Below are 15239 nucleotides of genomic sequence, written 5' to 3'. Positions count from 1 at the left end.
TCCCCTCGCCACAAGGCTCCCGCAATAGGTGTACGTCGCCGCGCGCTGGTATAGTTTTGCTCTCACCGCGACGCGAGCCGTTCATGACCTCTTCCGCAGCTCCGATCCTCATCACCGGTGCCGGCCAGCGTGTCGGCCTGCACTGTGCGCAGCGTTTGCTCGAAGACGGCCATCCGGTGATCTTCAGCTACCGCAGCGAACGCCCCGGCGTGCAGACATTGCGCGACTTGGGCGCGACCGCGGTGTTTGCAGACTTCTCCACTGAAGCGGGCATCCTCGCGTTCATCAACGAACTGAAAACCCACACCGACAGCCTGCGAGCCATTGTCCATAACGCGTCCGAATGGCTGGCCGAAACCCCTGACACCGATGCCGAGGCCTTCACCCGCATGTTCAGCGTGCACATGCTCGCGCCCTACCTGATCAACCTGCACTGTGCCGACTTGCTCGAACGCTCTAGCCCGGCCGACATCGTGCACATCAGCGATGACGTGACCCGCAGGGGCAGCAGCAAGCACATCGGCTACTGCGCCAGCAAAGCCGGGCTCGACAGCCTCACCCTGTCCTTCGCCGCGAAATACGCGCCGACAATCAAGGTCAACGGCATCGCGCCAGCCCTGCTAATGTTCAATCCCGACGACGACGCCGCGTACCGCGCCAAAGCCCTGGCCAAGTCCGCGCTGGGCATCGAACCCGGCAGCGAAGTGATCTACCAGAGCTTGCGTTATTTGCTCGACAACCCTTATGTCACCGGCACGACCCTGACCGTCAACGGCGGACGGCACATCAAATAAGCGGCCCCCGCGAGGATGTTCCATGACGTTATCCCTGCCCCAGAATTCACTGTCCCAGAGCTATCGCGAAATCCTCATCGGCCTCGGTGAAAACCCTGACCGTGAGGGACTGCAAGACACCCCGGTTCGCGCGGCCAAGGCCATGCAGTACCTCTGCCATGGCTACGATCAGAGTGTCGAAGAGATCGTCAACGGCGCACTGTTTGCGTCAGACAACGATGAAATGATCATCGTCGATAACATCGAGCTGTACTCGCTTTGCGAACATCACATGCTGCCCTTCATCGGCAAGGCGCATGTGGCTTATATTCCAACGGGCAAGGTGCTGGGCCTGTCGAAGATTGCGCGGCTGGTGGATATGTTCGCCCGTCGCCTGCAGATCCAGGAAAACCTCACTCGGCAAATCGCCGACGCCGTGCAGCAAGTGACCGGCGCGGCGGGCGTCGCAGTGGTCATCGAAGCCAGGCACATGTGCATGATGATGCGCGGCGTCGAGAAACAGAATTCGACCATGAACACCTCGGTGATGCTCGGCGCCTTCCGCGAGTCGAGCAACACCCGCCAGGAGTTCCTGCAATTGATTGGACGGAGCAAGTAGCAATGCCACAACTTCAACCAGGAATGGCACGCATCCGGGTCAAGGACCTGTGCCTGCGGACCTTCATCGGGATCAACGAGGATGAAATCCTCAACAAGCAGGATGTGCTGATCAACCTGACCATCCTGTATGCCGCTCAAGAAGCGGTGCGTGACAACGACATCGATCACGCGTTGAATTACCGAACCATCACCAAGGCGATCATCGCCCACGTGGAGGGCAATCGCTTCGCCCTGCTCGAACGCCTGACCCAGGAAATCCTCGACCTGGTGATGGCCAACGAATCGGTGCTGTACGCCGAGGTCGAAGTCGATAAGCCACATGCGTTGCGATTCGCCGAGTCGGTGTCGATTACCCTGGCCGCGAGCCGCTGACCACGTCTGGCGCAATGTCCGTCAGACTTTTATCATCCGCGCCACGATTGGATTGCACAGAGCCCGCCATGAACGATCAACAACGCCTGGAACTTGAAGCCGCCGCCTTTCGCCGGCTGGTCGCCCACCTGGACAGCCGCAAGGACGTGCAGAACATCGACCTGATGAACCTCTCGGGTTTCTGCCGCAACTGCCTGTCCAAGTGGTACAAGGCCGCCGCCGATGAACGCCAGATCGAGGTCAGCCTCGATGACGCCCGCGAAGTGGTCTACGGCATGCCGTACGCCGAGTGGAAAGCCCAATACCAGCAAGAAGCCAGCGCCGAACAACAAGCGGCGTTCGCCAAAGGAAAACCCAATGAGTGATTTGAACACCCTGCGCGCCAGCCTCAAGAGCGGCGAACACGCTTTCGCCGACACCCTGGCGTTCATCGCCGCGGGTTACGACTACCAGCCTCAGGCGTTCAACAACGGTGGCGTGGAAAACGCCGCCGGGCAGAACGAAGGTTCGTGCAAGACCCTGGGTCTGGCGTTGCTGGAAGGCCTGAGCGATGAAGAAGCGCTGTTGGCTTTCGGCGAGCATTACCGCTCGGTGGTGGCCACGCCTGAAGGCAGCGATCACGGCAATATCCGTGCATTGATCGCTCACGGTCTGGCGGGCGTGAAATTCACCCAACAGCCGCTGACTCGCCGCTGATTCAAAATCAAAAGATCGCAGCCTCGTTTCACTCAAGGCTGCGATCTTTTGATCTTCCACCGCACATCCCGACTTTTAAGATTGACCCGGCCACTTTATTTCGTTTGCCCCAAACCACTGCTCACGGCTTAGATAAAAAGAAGCATCCCTTCTTCAGAGTCGGTCATCCATGAGCAGCGAAACCATCAGCCAGTCGATCAACGTCGTTCATCCCGTCACGCTCAGCCACGGCAAAAATGCCGAGGTCTGGGACACCGAGGGCAAACGCTACATCGACTTCGTCGGCGGCATCGGCGTCCTGAATCTCGGCCATTGCCATCCGCGCATCGTCGAAGCCATTCGCGAACAGGCCTCGCGCCTGACCCACTACGCGTTCAACGCCGCCCCGCATGTGCCCTACATCGAACTGATGGATCGTCTGACGGCGTTCATTCCTGTGGACTACGCTGTCAGTGGCATGCTCACCAACAGCGGCGCAGAAGCGGCGGAAAACGCCCTGAAGATCGTCCGCGGTTCGACCGGCCGCACGGCCGTCATTGCCTTCGACGGCGCCTTCCATGGACGCACGCTCGCCACTCTCAATCTCAATGGCAAAGTCGCGCCTTACAAACAGAAAGTCGGCGTGCTGCCGGGTCCGGTGTTCCATTTGCCGTACCCAAGCAAGGACAACGGCGTGACCTGCGCCGAAGCCTTGAAGGCGATGGATCGACTGTTCAGCGTCGAAATCGACGTCAATGACGTGGCCTGCTTTATCGTCGAACCGGTGCAAGGTGAAGCGGGATTCCTGGCGATGGATGTCGAGTTCGCACAGGCGCTGCGAAGCTTCTGCGATGAAAAAAACATCGTGTTGATCGCCGATGAAATCCAGTCCGGCTTCGGCCGCACCGGCGAACGTTTTGCCTTTTCGCGCCTAGGCATCGAGCCGGACCTGATCCTGCTGGGCAAAAGCATTGCCGGCGGCGTGCCACTGGGCGCGGTGGTTGGACGCAAGACGCTGCTCGACACCTTGCCCAAAGGCGGACTGGGCGGCACTTATTCAGGCAACCCTATCGCCTGCGCAGCCGCATTGGCGACCTTGGACGAGATGACTGACGCGAACTTGCAAGCCTGGGGCGCGCAGCAGGAAGAAGCGATTGTCAGCCGCTATGAGTCCTGGCGTACCAGCAAACTGTCGCCGTACCTGGGACGCTTGACCGGCGTCGGTGCGATGCGCGGTATCGAGCTGACCCATGCCGACGGCTCCCCGGCCTCGGCGCAGTTGACGCAACTTCTGAGCCTGGCGCGAGACGCGGGATTGCTGCTGATGCCCAGCGGCAAGTCGCGTCACATCATTCGGCTGTTGGCGCCGTTGACCACCGAGGCGTCAGTGCTGGAGGAAGGGCTGGATATGCTTGAGGCGTGCCTGAAAAAACTGGCTTGAGCATTGAAGTTGACGCACATCCTGTGGGAGCGGGCTTGCCCGCGATAGCGATTTATCATTAAACATTTACGTCGCCTGACCCACCGCCATCGCGGGCAGGCCCGCTCCCACAGGTTTACGGCATTTTTCTGAAGGCACAAAAAAACCGGCCGAAGCCGGTTTTTTCATTTCAACAATGTCAGAACTTGGCGTTCTGCAGGTCGTCGAGGTAGCGCTCGGCATCCAGTGCCGCCATGCAACCGGCGCCGGCGGAGGTGATGGCCTGACGGTAAACGTGGTCAGCCACGTCACCGGCCGCGAAGATGCCTTCGACGCTGGTGGCCGTTGCGTTGCCGTCGCGGCCGCCGTGGACAACCAGGTAACCGTCTTTCAACGTCAGCTGGCCTTCGAACAGCGAGGTGTTCGGGGTGTGGCCGATGGCGATGAACACGCCGTCGACTTTCAGCTCGTCGAAGCTGCCGTCGTTGTTCTTCAGGCGGGCACCCGTCACGCCCATGTTGTCGCCCAGGACTTCGTCCAGGTTCGAGTTCAGCTTCAGGATGATTTTGCCTTCGGCAACCCGCGCATTCAGCTTGTCGATCAGGATCTTCTCGGCGCGGAAAGTCTCGCGGCGGTGGATCAGGGTCACGGTGCTGGCGATGTTGGCCAGGTACAGTGCTTCTTCGACAGCGGTGTTACCGCCGCCGACCACGGCTACAGGCTTGTTGCGGTAGAAGAAACCGTCGCAGGTTGCGCAGGCCGAAACGCCTTTGCCCATGAACGCTTCTTCCGACGGCAGGCCGAGGTAACGGGCGCTGGCGCCGGTGGCGATGATCAGGGCGTCGCAGGTGTATGTCGCGCTGTCACCGATCAGGGTGTACGGCTTGGCAGCGAAGTCGACGGCATTGATGTGATCGAAAACGATCTCGGTTTCAAAGCGTTCGGCGTGCTCTTTCATGCGTTCCATCAGCGCCGGGCCGGTCAGGCCGTGGACGTCGCCCGGCCAGTTGTCGACTTCGGTGGTGGTGGTCAGTTGACCGCCGGCTTGCATGCCGGTGATCAGCAGTGGCTTGAGGTTGGCACGGGCGGCATAGACCGCGGCGCTGTAACCGGCAGGGCCGGAACCGAGAATAATCACTCGCGAATGACGGACTTCAGACATGACCTGCTCCTGTTGACCGGCCCGGAACACCTGGCGCGGAACGCCGGGTTGCCGGCGGGAATAAAAAAGGACCGTTGAATGCCTTGGGGAAGGCTCGGGTTCGACAGTCCTGTAAAAAGAATGGGTGCAGCGTATCGAGGGGGCGAAGATTAAGGAAATACGGTTTAACAATCCAGCTCATAGGCGGTCTCTATCCGGTCACGATGAATTTATAGGCGCCTTTGTTACAGTTAATGTCGATGTCGCTGCCGCGCTTTCGCCTGTCAGGCAAAGCCGGTAAGGTCGGCGCGTTTACCCTTTGCTCGGAGCACGTTATGCCCGCCCCCGTTCTGTCCGGCCCGCAATACCTGCGCGAAGGTCTCAAGCTGGTCCTGAGCCCCAGCCTGCGTTTGTTCGTGTTGTTGCCCTTGGTGATCAACCTCGTGCTGTTCGTCGGATTGATCTACCTGGCCAGCCATCAGTTCAGCCTGTGGGTCGATACGCTGATGCCGTCCCTGCCCGACTGGCTGAGTTTTCTCAGTTACGTCCTCTGGCCGATTTTTGTCGTGCTGGTGGTTCTGATGGTGTTTTTCACCTTCACCATGCTCGCCAACGTCATCGCCGCACCGTTCAACGGCTTCCTCGCGGAGAAAGTCGAAGTGGTGGTGCGCGGCACCGATGACTTCCCGGCTTTCAGCTGGGGTGAACTGATCGCCATGATCCCGCGCACCCTGTCCCGGGAAATGCGCAAACTCGGTTACTTCCTGCCGCGAGCGATCGGGTTGTTCATTCTCTCGTTCATCCCCGTGGTGAACATCATTGCTGCGCCATTGTGGCTGCTATTCGGGGTGTGGATGATGGCGATCCAGTACATTGACTACCCCGCGGACAACCACAAACTCGGCTGGAACGAAATGCTCGCCTGGCTGCGCGAGAAGCGCTGGCAGAGCATGAGTTTTGGCGGGATCGTGTATCTGGTGCTGCTGATTCCGGTGGTCAATATTCTGATGATGCCGGCGGCGGTGGCCGGGGCGACATTGTTCTGGGTGCGGGAGCGTGGCGCAGAGAATCTGGTGACCCAACGCTGACACCGTCACAAATCCATCATCGAAACGCCACAATGACGACATGGCCTCAGCCGACACTGAGGTCATGACGACAACTCTGCATATCACCCTGATCACCGAAACCTTCCCTCCCGAAATCAACGGCGTGGCCAATACCCTCGGCCGCTTGTGTGATGGCTTGCGCGCGCGCGGGCACCAGGTCGAGCTGGTGCGGCCGCGTCAGGGCTGCGATCAGTTGGCGGCCAGCAGCGATGAGTTGTTGCTGTGTCGCGGCTGGCCGCTGCCGGGGTATCCGGGGCTGCAATGGGGTCAGTCGTCGATGCACAAGCTGCTGCGGCGATGGAAGCGTCATCGCCCGGACGTGCTCTACATCGCCACGGAGGGACCGCTGGGATTGTCGGCATTGCGTGCCGCGCGTCGCCTGGGGATTTCAGTAGTCAGCGGTTTTCACACCAATTTCCAGCAGTATTCCAGCCAGTACGGGCTCGGCTTGCTGTCGCGTTTGCTGACCCATTACCTGCGCTGGTTTCACAATCGTTCGACGCTGACGCTGGTGCCCAGCATCAGCCAGCAACTGGAACTGGAGCGGCGGCATTTCGAACGTCTGGCGTTGCTGTCCCGAGGGGTCGACAGCCAATTGTTTCATCCGGTCAAACGCCAGCAATCGCTACGCGAACAGTGGGGCCTGGCCGAAAAGGACATCGCGGTAATCCATGTAGGACGGTTGGCGCAGGAGAAAAATCTTGGCTTGCTCAAGCGCTGTTTCGACGCACTGAAAGCCACTTATCCACAGCGCAAGCTGAAATTGATCGTGGTCGGCGACGGACCGCAGCGAAGTGTTTTGGAGAAGGAACTGCCCGACGCGATTTTCTGCGGCTCACAACGTGGCGAAGCGTTGGCCAGCCACTATGCGTCGGCGGATGTATTTCTGTTTCCGAGCCTGACCGAAACCTTCGGCAATGTGGTGCTTGAAGCGCTGGCCTCGGGATTGGGCGTGGTGGCCTACGATCAGGCGGCAGCAGCCCAGCATATTCGCCATGGCTACAACGGCGTGCTGGCGATGCCGGGGGATGAAGAGGCGTTCTGCGATGCCGCGACGTGGTTGTTGGAGGAGCGCGAAACGTTGCGTTGCGTGCGGCTCAATGCGCGCCAGCATGCGAGTCGCCAGGGCTGGGCGGCAATTATCGAGCAGTTTGAGGGGCAGTTGCGGGGGGCTTGTGTGGGGGAGCAGGTGGTGCCAAATGCACCAACCTTGCCCCGAGCCTAGGGTGACATTGAGTCAGTCATCGCCAGCAGGCTGGCTCCCACAGGTTCCGTGTATACCGCAGCCCCCCTGTGGGAGCCAGCCTGCTGGCGATGAGGCCTTGCCAGTCGCCGCTTAAACCAGCGTCATCAACGCCTCACGGCTGAACGGCAGGATGTCTTCCTCGCGACCCTCACGCACTTTCTGCGCCCAGTCCGGGTCGACCAGCAATGCACGCCCTACCGCCACCAGATCGAATTCATCGTTGTTCAACCGCTCCAGCAGTTTTTCCAGGCTGGCCGGCTGCGCGATCTTGTCAGTGTTGACCATGAACTGCAGGAACTCGCCATCCAGGCCAACGCTGCCCACGGTGATGGTCGGCTTGCCCGTCAGCTTGCGGGTCCAGCCAGCCAGGTTCAGCTCGGAACCGTCGAACTCCGGCTCCCAGAAACGACGCGTCGAGCAGTGGAAAATGTCCACGCCAGCGTCGGACAGCGGCTTGAGGAATTCACCCAGCGCTTCCGGGGTTTGCACCAGACGCGCGGTGTAATCCTGCTGCTTCCACTGCGAGAAACGGAAGATGATCGGGAAACCTTCGCCGACCGCTGCACGCACGGCCTGAATCAATTCAATGGCAAAACGCGAACGGTTGGCCAGGCTGCCACCGTATTCGTCGGTGCGCTGGTTACTGCCTTCCCAGAAGAACTGGTCCACGAGGTAGCCATGGGCGCCGTGGATTTCCACACCGTCCATGCCGATGCTTTGAGCGTCTTTAGCGGCTTGGGCGAATGCGGCGATCACGTCCTGGATGTCTTGTTTAGTCATGCCGTGCACTACGACTTGACCGTCCTTCAGTTTTTCCGACGGACCGTAACCCGGCACGCTGGCATCCGGCTCGGTGCCGATGCGACGCACGCTACCCACGTGCCAAAGCTGAGGCACGATCTTGCCGCCCTCGGCGTGGACCGCGTCGACCACTTTCTTCCAGCCGGCCAGCGCAGCTTCACCGTAGAAATGCGGCACGTTCGGGTAGCCGTTGGAGGCCTTGTGCCCGACGGTGGTGCCTTCGGTGATGATCAGGCCGACGCCGGCGGCAGCGCGACGACGGTAGTACTCGATCACTTTGGAATTGGGAACGCCGCCCGGTGAAAACGAGCGGGTCATCGGCGCCATGACGACGCGGGTCGGCAGTTCGAGGGTGCCGAGGTGGAACGGTTTGAACAAGGCTTTGACTGGCATGGGACGCTCCACGAAAACGATATCGACGGGACACAAATTTTATGACGGCGATAATATGCGCAGTGAAACACGATGCACAGCACTATTGATCTGGGTGATTAAGGGTCAAAAGGCAGGCATAAAAAATCGCAGCTCGGTGGCTGCGATTTTTTGGGATTCAGCTCAGCGCTTTTTCAATCGCCGCGATGACCGTCGGATCATCCGGCGGCGTACGCGGCGAGAACCGCGCCAACACACGCCCGTCTTTGCCCAGCAGGAATTTCTCGAAGTTCCAGGTGATATCCCCCGGAAACTCCGCACCCTCGCCCGCCAGCAAACGGTACAACTGATGACGATCGTGACCGTTGACTTCCAGCTTGCTGGACAACGGAAAGCTCACGCCATAGTTGAGGCTGCAGAAATCCTGGATTTCTTGCTCGGTGCCCGGTTCCTGCCCGGCAAACTGGTTGCACGGCAGACCCAGCACGCTGAAGCCTTTGTCCTTGTATTGCTGGTAGAGGTTTTCCAGCGCCGCGTACTGTGGGGTCAAGCCACATTTGGAGGCGACGTTGACCACAAGCACGACTTGCCCCTTGAGGGGTGCCAGCGGTAGCTCCTGACCATCCAGGGCTGTCAATTTAAGGTCGTGAAAAGCACTCATGACGAACTCCAGATTCCCGTGTTCTACTCGAAACAGCCACTTGGCGATGTCGCCAGGGACAGCCGCGGACTAAAAAGGCGCCCCTCGGGCGCCTCTCCAGTTCTCTGAGCTTAGCGCAGAAAATCAGTGGTGATGGCCACCTTCGCCATGGACGTGACCATGAGCGATTTCTTCCTGGCTGGCGTCACGGATGTCGATGATCTTGACCTGGAAATTCAGGCGCTGACCGGCCAACGGGTGGTTGCCGTCGACAGTAACGTCGTCGCCGTCCAGATCGCGGATGGTAACGATCTGCATCTGGCCGTCCGGCGCGGAAGCGTGGAACTGCATGCCCACTTCCAGTTCGTCGACGCCTTCGAACATGCTGCGGCTCAGGGTGCTGACCAGTTCGGCAGCGTATTCGCCGTAGGCATCTTCAGGTTCAACGGCTACGGTCAGCTCGTCGCCGACTGCTTTGCCTTCCAGTGCCTTTTCCAGGCCCGGGATGATGTTACCTGCGCCTTGCAGGTAGACCAGCGGCGCGCCGCCGGCGGAGCTGTCGATGACCTCACCAGCGTCGTTGGTCAGGGTATAGTCGATGGAGACAGCCTTATTGGCGGCGATCAGCATGGGGCGAGACCTTTTGCATAAGAATGAAGAAAGGCCAAGTTTAGCGAAGCAATCGTCCGAAAGCGAACACAACCCGGACAGACGGATCGCGGTGAAAGGCTCGACGGTCACAGGTTTCCATCAGGATGAGGACGGGCATTGGGTGGCCGAGCTTTCCTGCGGCCACACCCAGCACCTGCGTCACCAGCCACCGTGGCAATCGCGCGCCTGGGTCCTGGACCCCGCGCAACGCATTGAAAAAATAGGCCAGCCCTTTGATTGCGGTTGGTGCGCACAAGGCTCGGTTAGCGATAACCTTGGCGACTGAATTTCGGTAAACGGCCAGACATAGGTCGTCACCATTGCCATGCACCTCCAGAGAATCCGCATGCAAACTTTTTTTATCGCGCCCACCGATTTTGGTGTGGGTCTGACCTCCATCAGCCTCGGGCTGGTGCGTACCCTTGAACGGGCCGGCCTCAAAGTCGGCTTTTTCAAACCGATTGCCCAGCCGCATCCGGGCGACACCGGCCCGGAGCGTTCCACCGAACTGGTGGCGCGCACCCACGGCCTGAAACCGCCACAGCCACTCGGCTTGGCCCATGTCGAGCGCATGCTCGGCGACGGTCAACTGGATGAGCTGCTCGAAGAAATCATCACCCTGTATCAGCAAGCCGCCGTCGGCAAGGACGTGCTGATCGTCGAAGGTATGGTCCCGACCCGCAGCGCCAGTTACGCCGCGCGAGTCAATCTGCATCTGGCCAAGAGCCTGGATGCCGAAGTGATCCTGGTCTCGGCGCCGGAAAACGAAGTGCTGACCGAACTGTCTGGCCGGGTGGAATTGCAGGCGCAACTGTTTGGCGGTCCAAAAGACCCGAAAGTCCTCGGCGTGATCCTCAACAAGGTCAAGACCGACGAAAGCATGGAGGCTTTCGCCTCGCGCCTGAAGGAGCATTCGCCGTTGCTGCGTAGCGGTGATTTCCGCTTGCTCGGCTGCATTCCATTCCAGCCGGAACTGAACGCACCACGCACCCGCGACGTGGCCGACCTGATGGGCGCGCAGATTCTCAATGCTGGCGATTACGAAACCCGGCGCATGACCAAGATCATCATCTGTGCCCGCACCATGCGCAACACCGTGGAGCTGCTCAAGCCCGGCGTGCTGGTGGTGACCCCGGGCGATCGCGACGACATCATCCTCGCCGTCAGCCTCGCCGCCATGAACGGCGTGCCGCTGGCCGGCCTGTTGCTGACCAGCGACACCCTGCCCGACCCGCGCATCATGGACCTGTGCCGTGGCGCATTGCAGGCAGGCTTGCCGGTGTTGTCGGTGAGCACCGGCTCCTATGACACTGCCAACCAGTTGAACGGTCTGAACAAGGAAATCCCGATCGACGACCGCGAGCGCGCGGAGATCATCACCGACTTCGTCGCCAGCCACCTCGATGCCAACTGGCTGCACCAGCGTTGCGGTACTCCGCGTGAGATGCGCCTGTCGCCAGCGGTGTTCCGTTATCAATTGATCCAGCGCGCCCAGGCCGCCAACAAACGCATCGTTCTGCCAGAAGGCAGCGAGCCACTGACCGTGCAAGCGGCGGCGATCTGCCAGGCCCGTGGCATCGCTCGCTGCGTGTTGCTGGCGAAACCGGAAGACGTCGAAGCCGTGGCCCGCGCTCAAGGCATCGAACTGCCGCCGGGGCTGGAGATTCTCGACCCGGACCTGATCCGCGAACGCTACGTCGAGCCGATGGTCGCCCTGCGCAAAAGCAAAAGCCTCAACGCGCCGATGGCCGAGCAGCAACTGGAAGACACCGTGGTGATCGGCACCATGATGCTGGCGCTGGATGAAGTCGACGGCCTCGTCTCCGGCGTCATCCACTCCACCGCCAACACCATCCGCCCTGCCCTGCAGCTGATCAAAACGGCGCCGGGCTGCACGCTGGTGTCGTCGGTATTCTTCATGCTGTTTCCCGAAGAAGTGCTGGTCTACGGCGACTGCGTGATGAACCCGCACCCGAGCGCCAGCGAACTGGCCGAGATCGCCCTGCAAAGCGCGGACTCGGCAGCGGCATTCGGCATCACCCCGCGCGTGGCGATGATCAGCTACTCCAGCGGTGAATCGGCCAGCGGCGAAGAAGTCGAGAAAGTTCGCGAAGCGACGTTGCTCGCCCACGAACAGCAGAACTCGCTGCTGATCGACGGCCCGTTGCAGTACGACGCCGCCGCCAACGAAACCGTGGCCCGGCAACTGGCGCCGAACAGCCAGGTCGCCGGTCGCGCCACGGTGTTCGTGTTCCCCGACCTGAACACCGGCAACACCACGCACAAAGCCGTGCAGCGCAGTGCCGATTGCGTCAGCCTCGGGCCGATGCTGCAAGGCCTGCGCAAACCGGTAAACGACCTGCCGCGCGGCGCGCAAGTCGATGACATCGTGTACACCATCGCACTGACCGCGATTCAAGCTGCCAACCGACCTATGGATCTTTAAATGCTGGCTTTTCTACCTGCCGCCGTGCGCGGCGTGATTGCATCGTTGTTGCTGGCGTTGAATACCATTCTGTTGTGCTCGTTCCTCTTCTGCGTGGCGATCTTCAAGGTATTGCCCTTTGCCCTCACCCAGCGTTTCACGCTCTGGTTGATGAGCCATACCCATGAAGCCTGGATCAGCAACAACAAGGCCTGGATGAACCTGGTCTGCCGCACCCGCTGGCACCTCAGCGGCCTGCAAGGCCTGGACTATCAGCACTCGTACCTGATCACCAGCAACCATCAGAGCTGGGTCGACATCATGGTGTTGCAGTACGTGCTCAACCGGCGCATCCAGCCGCTGAAGTTCTTCCTCAAACAGGAACTGATCTGGGTGCCGGTGATTGGCCTGGCCTGGTGGACGCTCGGTTTTCCGTTCATGAAACGCTACTCCAAGGCTTATCTGGAGAAGTACCCGGAGAAGAAAGGCAAGGACCTGGAGACCACCCGCAAGACCTGCGACAAGTTCCGTAACAACCCGGTGGGGATCTTCAACTTTGTCGAAGGCACGCGCTTTACTGAAGGCAAGCATGCGCAGCAGAAATCACCGTTCAAGTACCTGCTCAAACCCAAAGCCGGCGGCATTGCGTTTGTGCTGGATGCCATGGGGGAGCAGCTGGAAGCCATCGTCAACGTGACCATTCATTATCCGGCCGGGCGTCCCGGGTATTGGGATTTGCTCTGTGGGAATGTGGAAGAGGTGGTGGTGCATTTTCAGGAACTGAAGATTCCGCCGCAATTTATTGGCAAGAATTACGACCAGGATGGGGAGTATCGACTGCAATTTCAGGGCTGGATCAATCAGCTGTGGGAAGACAAGGATGCGTTGCTTGCGCAGATGCACCGCGAATATCCCGATAAACACTGACCTCCTGTGGGAGCCAGCCTGCTGGCGATAGCGGGTTCACATTCAGCAGATTTATTGCCTGAATCACCGCAATCGCTAGCAGGCTAGCTCCCACAGTTGACCCACAAAAAACCCGCCGATGAGTGATCATCGACGGGTTTTTTATTAGCGGCTAACGCTTAGATCGCGCCACGCTGACGCAGCAGATCCAGCACTTGCTTGACGCTTTCTTCCAGCGACAGCGACTGGGTGTCGACCACGAGGTCGGCGTCCAGCGGCACGTCGTACGGGAAGGAATCGCCCGGGATGTTATCCCCGGCCGCCGCGTACAGGCCTTGTGGGTCACGCTCGGCACAGACCGTCGGCGAGGCCTGGACGTAGACCGTCAGCAGACGCTCCTTGCCGATCAGTTCCCTGGCTTGCTCACGACCTTCGGCACTCGGCGCAACGAAGGCTGCCAGTGTCAGCAGACCCGCTTCGTTGAACTGACGCGCAACGTGCGCCGCACGGCGCCAGTTCTCGGTACGCCCGGCGCGATCCTGTGGCAGACCTTTGTTCAGGTCGTGACGCAGGTTCTGGCCATCGAGCACAAACACCGCACGGCCCATGTCGAACAACTTGCGCTCAACCGCGTAAGCCAAGGTGCTTTTGCCCGCGCCCGACAAGCCGCTGAACAACACGGTGGCCGGTTGCTGACCGAAACGCTGGGCGCGTTCTTCGGTCGCCACGTGCGCCAGTTTGCCGTGGTGCGTGTTGCTGCCATGCGCCAACGGCTGAGCGATGATCATGCCGGCGGCAACGGTGCCATTGGTCAAACGATCGATGACGATGAACGAACCGGTGGTGCGGTTGCTCGCGTAACCGTCCAGTGCGATCGCAGCGTCGAGGCTGACCTTGACCCGACCAATCTCGTTCAGTTGCAACGCGCTGGCAGGACCTTCTTCCAGCGTGTTCACGTCAACGCGGTTGACGATGCTGGTGATCGAACCCGGCACATAACTGGTGGCGCGTTTGATGTCGTATTTCTTGCCCGGCAGCATCGGCTCTTCGGCCATCCACACCAGCATGGCGTCGAAGGCGTCGGTCACTTGCGGCAGGTTGTCGGCGTGCACCAGCAAGTCGCCGCGAGAGATGTCGATCTCGTCTTCCATGGTCAGCGTCACCGCTTGACCAGGACCTGCATGCTCCAGCTCACCTTCGAAGGTGACGATGGATTTCACGCGGCTGCTCTTGCCCGACGGCAGCACGACGACTTCGTCGCCCTTGTGCACGACGCCGCTGGCCAGGGTGCCGGCGAAACCGCGGAAGTTCAGGTTCGGACGGTTGACGTACTGCACCGGGAAACGCAGGTCGGTGTAGTTGCGGTCGTTGGCGATCTCGACGGTCTCGAGAATTTCCATCAGCGACTGGCCGGTGTACCACGGCGAGCGCTCGGACTTGTTCACCACGTTGTCGCCTTTCAATGCCGACATCGGCACAAACGCCATGGTGGTCGGCTTGAACGCGATGCCTTCGGCGAACTTCAGGTAATCGGCCTTGATCGACTCGAACACGGTTTCGTCGAAGCCATTGAGGTCCATCTTGTTGATGGCGACCACGATGTGCTTGATGCCGAGCAACGAGGCGATGAAGCTGTGGCGACGGGTTTGGGTCTGCACGCCGTAGCGGGCGTCGACCAGGATGATCGCCAGGTCACAGGTGGACGCACCGGTGGCCATGTTGCGGGTGTACTGCTCATGGCCAGGGGTGTCGGCGATGATGAATTTGCGCTTGGCGGTAGAGAAATAGCGGTAAGCGACATCAATGGTGATGCCCTGCTCACGCTCGGCCTGCAGGCCGTCGACCAGCAATGCCAGGTCGATGTCTTCGCCGGTGGTGCCGACTTTTTTCGAGTCGCGGGTGATGGCTTCCAGGTGATCTTCGTAGATCATCTTGGAGTCGTGCAGCAGGCGCCCGATCAGGGTGCTCTTGCCGTCGTCGACGTTGCCACAGGTCAGAAAGCGCAGCATTTCCTTGCGTTCGTGCTGGCCCAGGTAGGCGAGGATGTCCTCGCTGATCAAATCAGATGCGTGCGACATGACAACCCC

The 15239-nt window shown here is 60.2% G+C and carries 16 protein-coding genes; 11 read left to right on the top strand and 5 right to left on the bottom strand.

Translation table 11 applies throughout. The features are described 5' to 3' along the window. Positions 1 to 83 precede the first annotated feature (83 nt). The 6 genes from folM (at position 84) to DJ564_RS05630 (ending at position 3882) form a co-directional block, all read left to right on the top strand. Positions 84 to 794, top strand: a complete 711-nt coding sequence (gene folM / locus DJ564_RS05655; protein ID WP_109628014.1) for a dihydromonapterin reductase — start codon at positions 84 to 86, stop codon at positions 792 to 794. A 22-nt stretch (positions 795 to 816) separates the two neighbouring features. Next, positions 817 to 1392 (top strand): GTP cyclohydrolase I FolE, encoded by a 576-nt coding sequence (gene folE / locus DJ564_RS05650; RefSeq protein ID WP_109628013.1) that lies wholly within the window; start codon positions 817 to 819, stop codon positions 1390 to 1392. A gap of 2 nt (positions 1393 to 1394) precedes the next feature. Then, positions 1395 to 1766 carry a dihydroneopterin triphosphate 2'-epimerase gene (gene folX, locus DJ564_RS05645; RefSeq protein ID WP_008026970.1) on the top strand — a complete coding sequence of 124 codons (372 nt, stop codon included), beginning with the start codon at positions 1395 to 1397 and terminating at the stop codon, positions 1764 to 1766. A 68-nt stretch (positions 1767 to 1834) separates the two neighbouring features. After that, positions 1835 to 2131: a DUF1244 domain-containing protein gene (locus DJ564_RS05640; protein ID WP_017336573.1), complete on the top strand. Its 297-nt coding sequence runs from the start codon at positions 1835 to 1837 to the stop codon at positions 2129 to 2131. Beyond that, positions 2124 to 2462 carry a HopJ type III effector protein gene (locus DJ564_RS05635; RefSeq protein ID WP_027924562.1) on the top strand — a complete coding sequence of 113 codons (339 nt, stop codon included), beginning with the start codon at positions 2124 to 2126 and terminating at the stop codon, positions 2460 to 2462. The genes DJ564_RS05640 and DJ564_RS05635 overlap by 8 nt, the downstream gene beginning before the upstream one ends. 169 nt (positions 2463 to 2631) lie before the next feature. Next, the gene (locus DJ564_RS05630) at positions 2632 to 3882 is read left to right on the top strand and encodes an aspartate aminotransferase family protein (RefSeq protein ID WP_109628012.1); all 1251 of its coding nucleotides are present in this window, start codon (positions 2632 to 2634) and stop codon (positions 3880 to 3882) included. A 178-nt stretch (positions 3883 to 4060) separates the two neighbouring features. On the opposite strand, the gene trxB is transcribed toward DJ564_RS05630, so the two are convergent. Next, entirely contained in the window at positions 4061 to 5023 is a 963-nt protein-coding gene (gene trxB / locus DJ564_RS05620; RefSeq protein ID WP_109628010.1) for a thioredoxin-disulfide reductase, read from the bottom strand. A 314-nt stretch (positions 5024 to 5337) separates the two neighbouring features. On the opposite strand from trxB, the gene cysZ reads away from it, so the two are divergent. Beyond that, positions 5338 to 6090: a sulfate transporter CysZ gene (cysZ, locus tag DJ564_RS05610; protein ID WP_109635948.1), complete on the top strand. Its 753-nt coding sequence runs from the start codon at positions 5338 to 5340 to the stop codon at positions 6088 to 6090. Between the two features lie 40 nt (positions 6091 to 6130). Beyond that, a complete protein-coding gene (locus tag DJ564_RS05605) occupies positions 6131 to 7336 on the top strand; it encodes a glycosyltransferase family 1 protein (RefSeq protein WP_109628009.1) in 1206 nt (401 codons plus the stop codon). A gap of 111 nt (positions 7337 to 7447) precedes the next feature. Here the strand turns inward: DJ564_RS05605 and DJ564_RS05600 are convergent, their stop codons facing one another. The 3 genes from DJ564_RS05600 to DJ564_RS05590 all read right to left on the bottom strand — a co-directional run bounded on the left by DJ564_RS05600 (position 7448) and on the right by DJ564_RS05590 (position 9800). Then, positions 7448 to 8551, bottom strand: a complete 1104-nt coding sequence (locus DJ564_RS05600; protein ID WP_109628008.1) for an NADH:flavin oxidoreductase — start codon at positions 8549 to 8551, stop codon at positions 7448 to 7450. 157 nt (positions 8552 to 8708) lie between these two features. Next, on the bottom strand, positions 8709 to 9191 hold the full coding sequence (locus DJ564_RS05595; protein WP_109628007.1) for a glutathione peroxidase: 483 nt from the start codon (positions 9189 to 9191) through the stop codon (positions 8709 to 8711). A 123-nt stretch (positions 9192 to 9314) separates the two neighbouring features. Then, positions 9315 to 9800 (bottom strand): peptidylprolyl isomerase, encoded by a 486-nt coding sequence (locus DJ564_RS05590; protein ID WP_007901600.1) that lies wholly within the window; start codon positions 9798 to 9800, stop codon positions 9315 to 9317. Between DJ564_RS05590 and DJ564_RS05585 the strand changes: the two genes are divergently transcribed. Genes DJ564_RS05585 through DJ564_RS05575 form a run of 3 tightly spaced genes read left to right on the top strand, consistent with a single transcriptional unit; the run spans position 9769 to position 13173 of the window. Next, positions 9769 to 10107, top strand: a complete 339-nt coding sequence (locus DJ564_RS05585; protein WP_109628006.1) for a DUF3565 domain-containing protein — start codon at positions 9769 to 9771, stop codon at positions 10105 to 10107. The two genes, DJ564_RS05590 and DJ564_RS05585, sit on opposite strands and share 32 nt — an antisense overlap. 60 nt (positions 10108 to 10167) lie before the next feature. Beyond that, complete coding sequence (gene pta / locus DJ564_RS05580; protein ID WP_109628005.1) at positions 10168 to 12267, top strand: phosphate acetyltransferase; 2100 nt, start codon at positions 10168 to 10170, stop codon at positions 12265 to 12267. Beyond that, positions 12268 to 13173: an acyltransferase gene (locus tag DJ564_RS05575; protein ID WP_109628004.1), complete on the top strand. Its 906-nt coding sequence runs from the start codon at positions 12268 to 12270 to the stop codon at positions 13171 to 13173. It abuts the gene before it with no gap. Between the two features lie 158 nt (positions 13174 to 13331). Here the strand turns inward: DJ564_RS05575 and cysN are convergent, their stop codons facing one another. After that, positions 13332 to 15230, bottom strand: a complete 1899-nt coding sequence (cysN, locus tag DJ564_RS05570) for a sulfate adenylyltransferase subunit CysN (protein ID WP_109628003.1) — start codon at positions 15228 to 15230, stop codon at positions 13332 to 13334. Positions 15231 to 15239 lie beyond the last annotated feature (9 nt).

It is taken from the genome of Pseudomonas sp. 31-12 (genome assembly GCF_003151075.1).
GTDB lineage: Bacteria > Pseudomonadota > Gammaproteobacteria > Pseudomonadales > Pseudomonadaceae > Aquipseudomonas.
The sequence above is the reverse complement of the archived record's forward strand: the minus strand, read 5'-3'. Positions and strand labels throughout refer to the sequence as shown.

What these genes read in the sequence shown, in the direction of transcription:
- folM (WP_109628014.1), top strand. Translation starts at nt 84, where the DNA reads ATGACCTCTTCCGCAGCTCCGATCCTCATCACCGGTGCCGGCCAGCGT.
- folE (WP_109628013.1), top strand. Translation starts at nt 817, where the DNA reads ATGACGTTATCCCTGCCCCAGAATTCACTGTCCCAGAGCTATCGCGAA.
- folX (WP_008026970.1), top strand. Translation starts at nt 1,395, where the DNA reads ATGCCACAACTTCAACCAGGAATGGCACGCATCCGGGTCAAGGACCTG.
- DJ564_RS05640 (WP_017336573.1), top strand. Translation starts at nt 1,835, where the DNA reads ATGAACGATCAACAACGCCTGGAACTTGAAGCCGCCGCCTTTCGCCGG.
- DJ564_RS05635 (WP_027924562.1), top strand. Translation starts at nt 2,124, where the DNA reads ATGAGTGATTTGAACACCCTGCGCGCCAGCCTCAAGAGCGGCGAACAC.
- DJ564_RS05630 (WP_109628012.1), top strand. Translation starts at nt 2,632, where the DNA reads ATGAGCAGCGAAACCATCAGCCAGTCGATCAACGTCGTTCATCCCGTC.
- trxB (WP_109628010.1), bottom strand. Translation starts at nt 5,023, where the DNA reads ATGTCTGAAGTCCGTCATTCGCGAGTGATTATTCTCGGTTCCGGCCCT.
- cysZ (WP_109635948.1), top strand. Translation starts at nt 5,338, where the DNA reads ATGCCCGCCCCCGTTCTGTCCGGCCCGCAATACCTGCGCGAAGGTCTC.
- DJ564_RS05605 (WP_109628009.1), top strand. Translation starts at nt 6,131, where the DNA reads ATGGCCTCAGCCGACACTGAGGTCATGACGACAACTCTGCATATCACC.
- DJ564_RS05600 (WP_109628008.1), bottom strand. Translation starts at nt 8,551, where the DNA reads ATGCCAGTCAAAGCCTTGTTCAAACCGTTCCACCTCGGCACCCTCGAA.
- DJ564_RS05595 (WP_109628007.1), bottom strand. Translation starts at nt 9,191, where the DNA reads ATGAGTGCTTTTCACGACCTTAAATTGACAGCCCTGGATGGTCAGGAG.
- DJ564_RS05585 (WP_109628006.1), top strand. Translation starts at nt 9,769, where the DNA reads ATGGAGACAGCCTTATTGGCGGCGATCAGCATGGGGCGAGACCTTTTG.
- DJ564_RS05590 (WP_007901600.1), bottom strand. Translation starts at nt 9,800, where the DNA reads ATGCTGATCGCCGCCAATAAGGCTGTCTCCATCGACTATACCCTGACC.
- pta (WP_109628005.1), top strand. Translation starts at nt 10,168, where the DNA reads ATGCAAACTTTTTTTATCGCGCCCACCGATTTTGGTGTGGGTCTGACC.
- DJ564_RS05575 (WP_109628004.1), top strand. Translation starts at nt 12,268, where the DNA reads ATGCTGGCTTTTCTACCTGCCGCCGTGCGCGGCGTGATTGCATCGTTG.
- cysN (WP_109628003.1), bottom strand. Translation starts at nt 15,230, where the DNA reads ATGTCGCACGCATCTGATTTGATCAGCGAGGACATCCTCGCCTACCTG.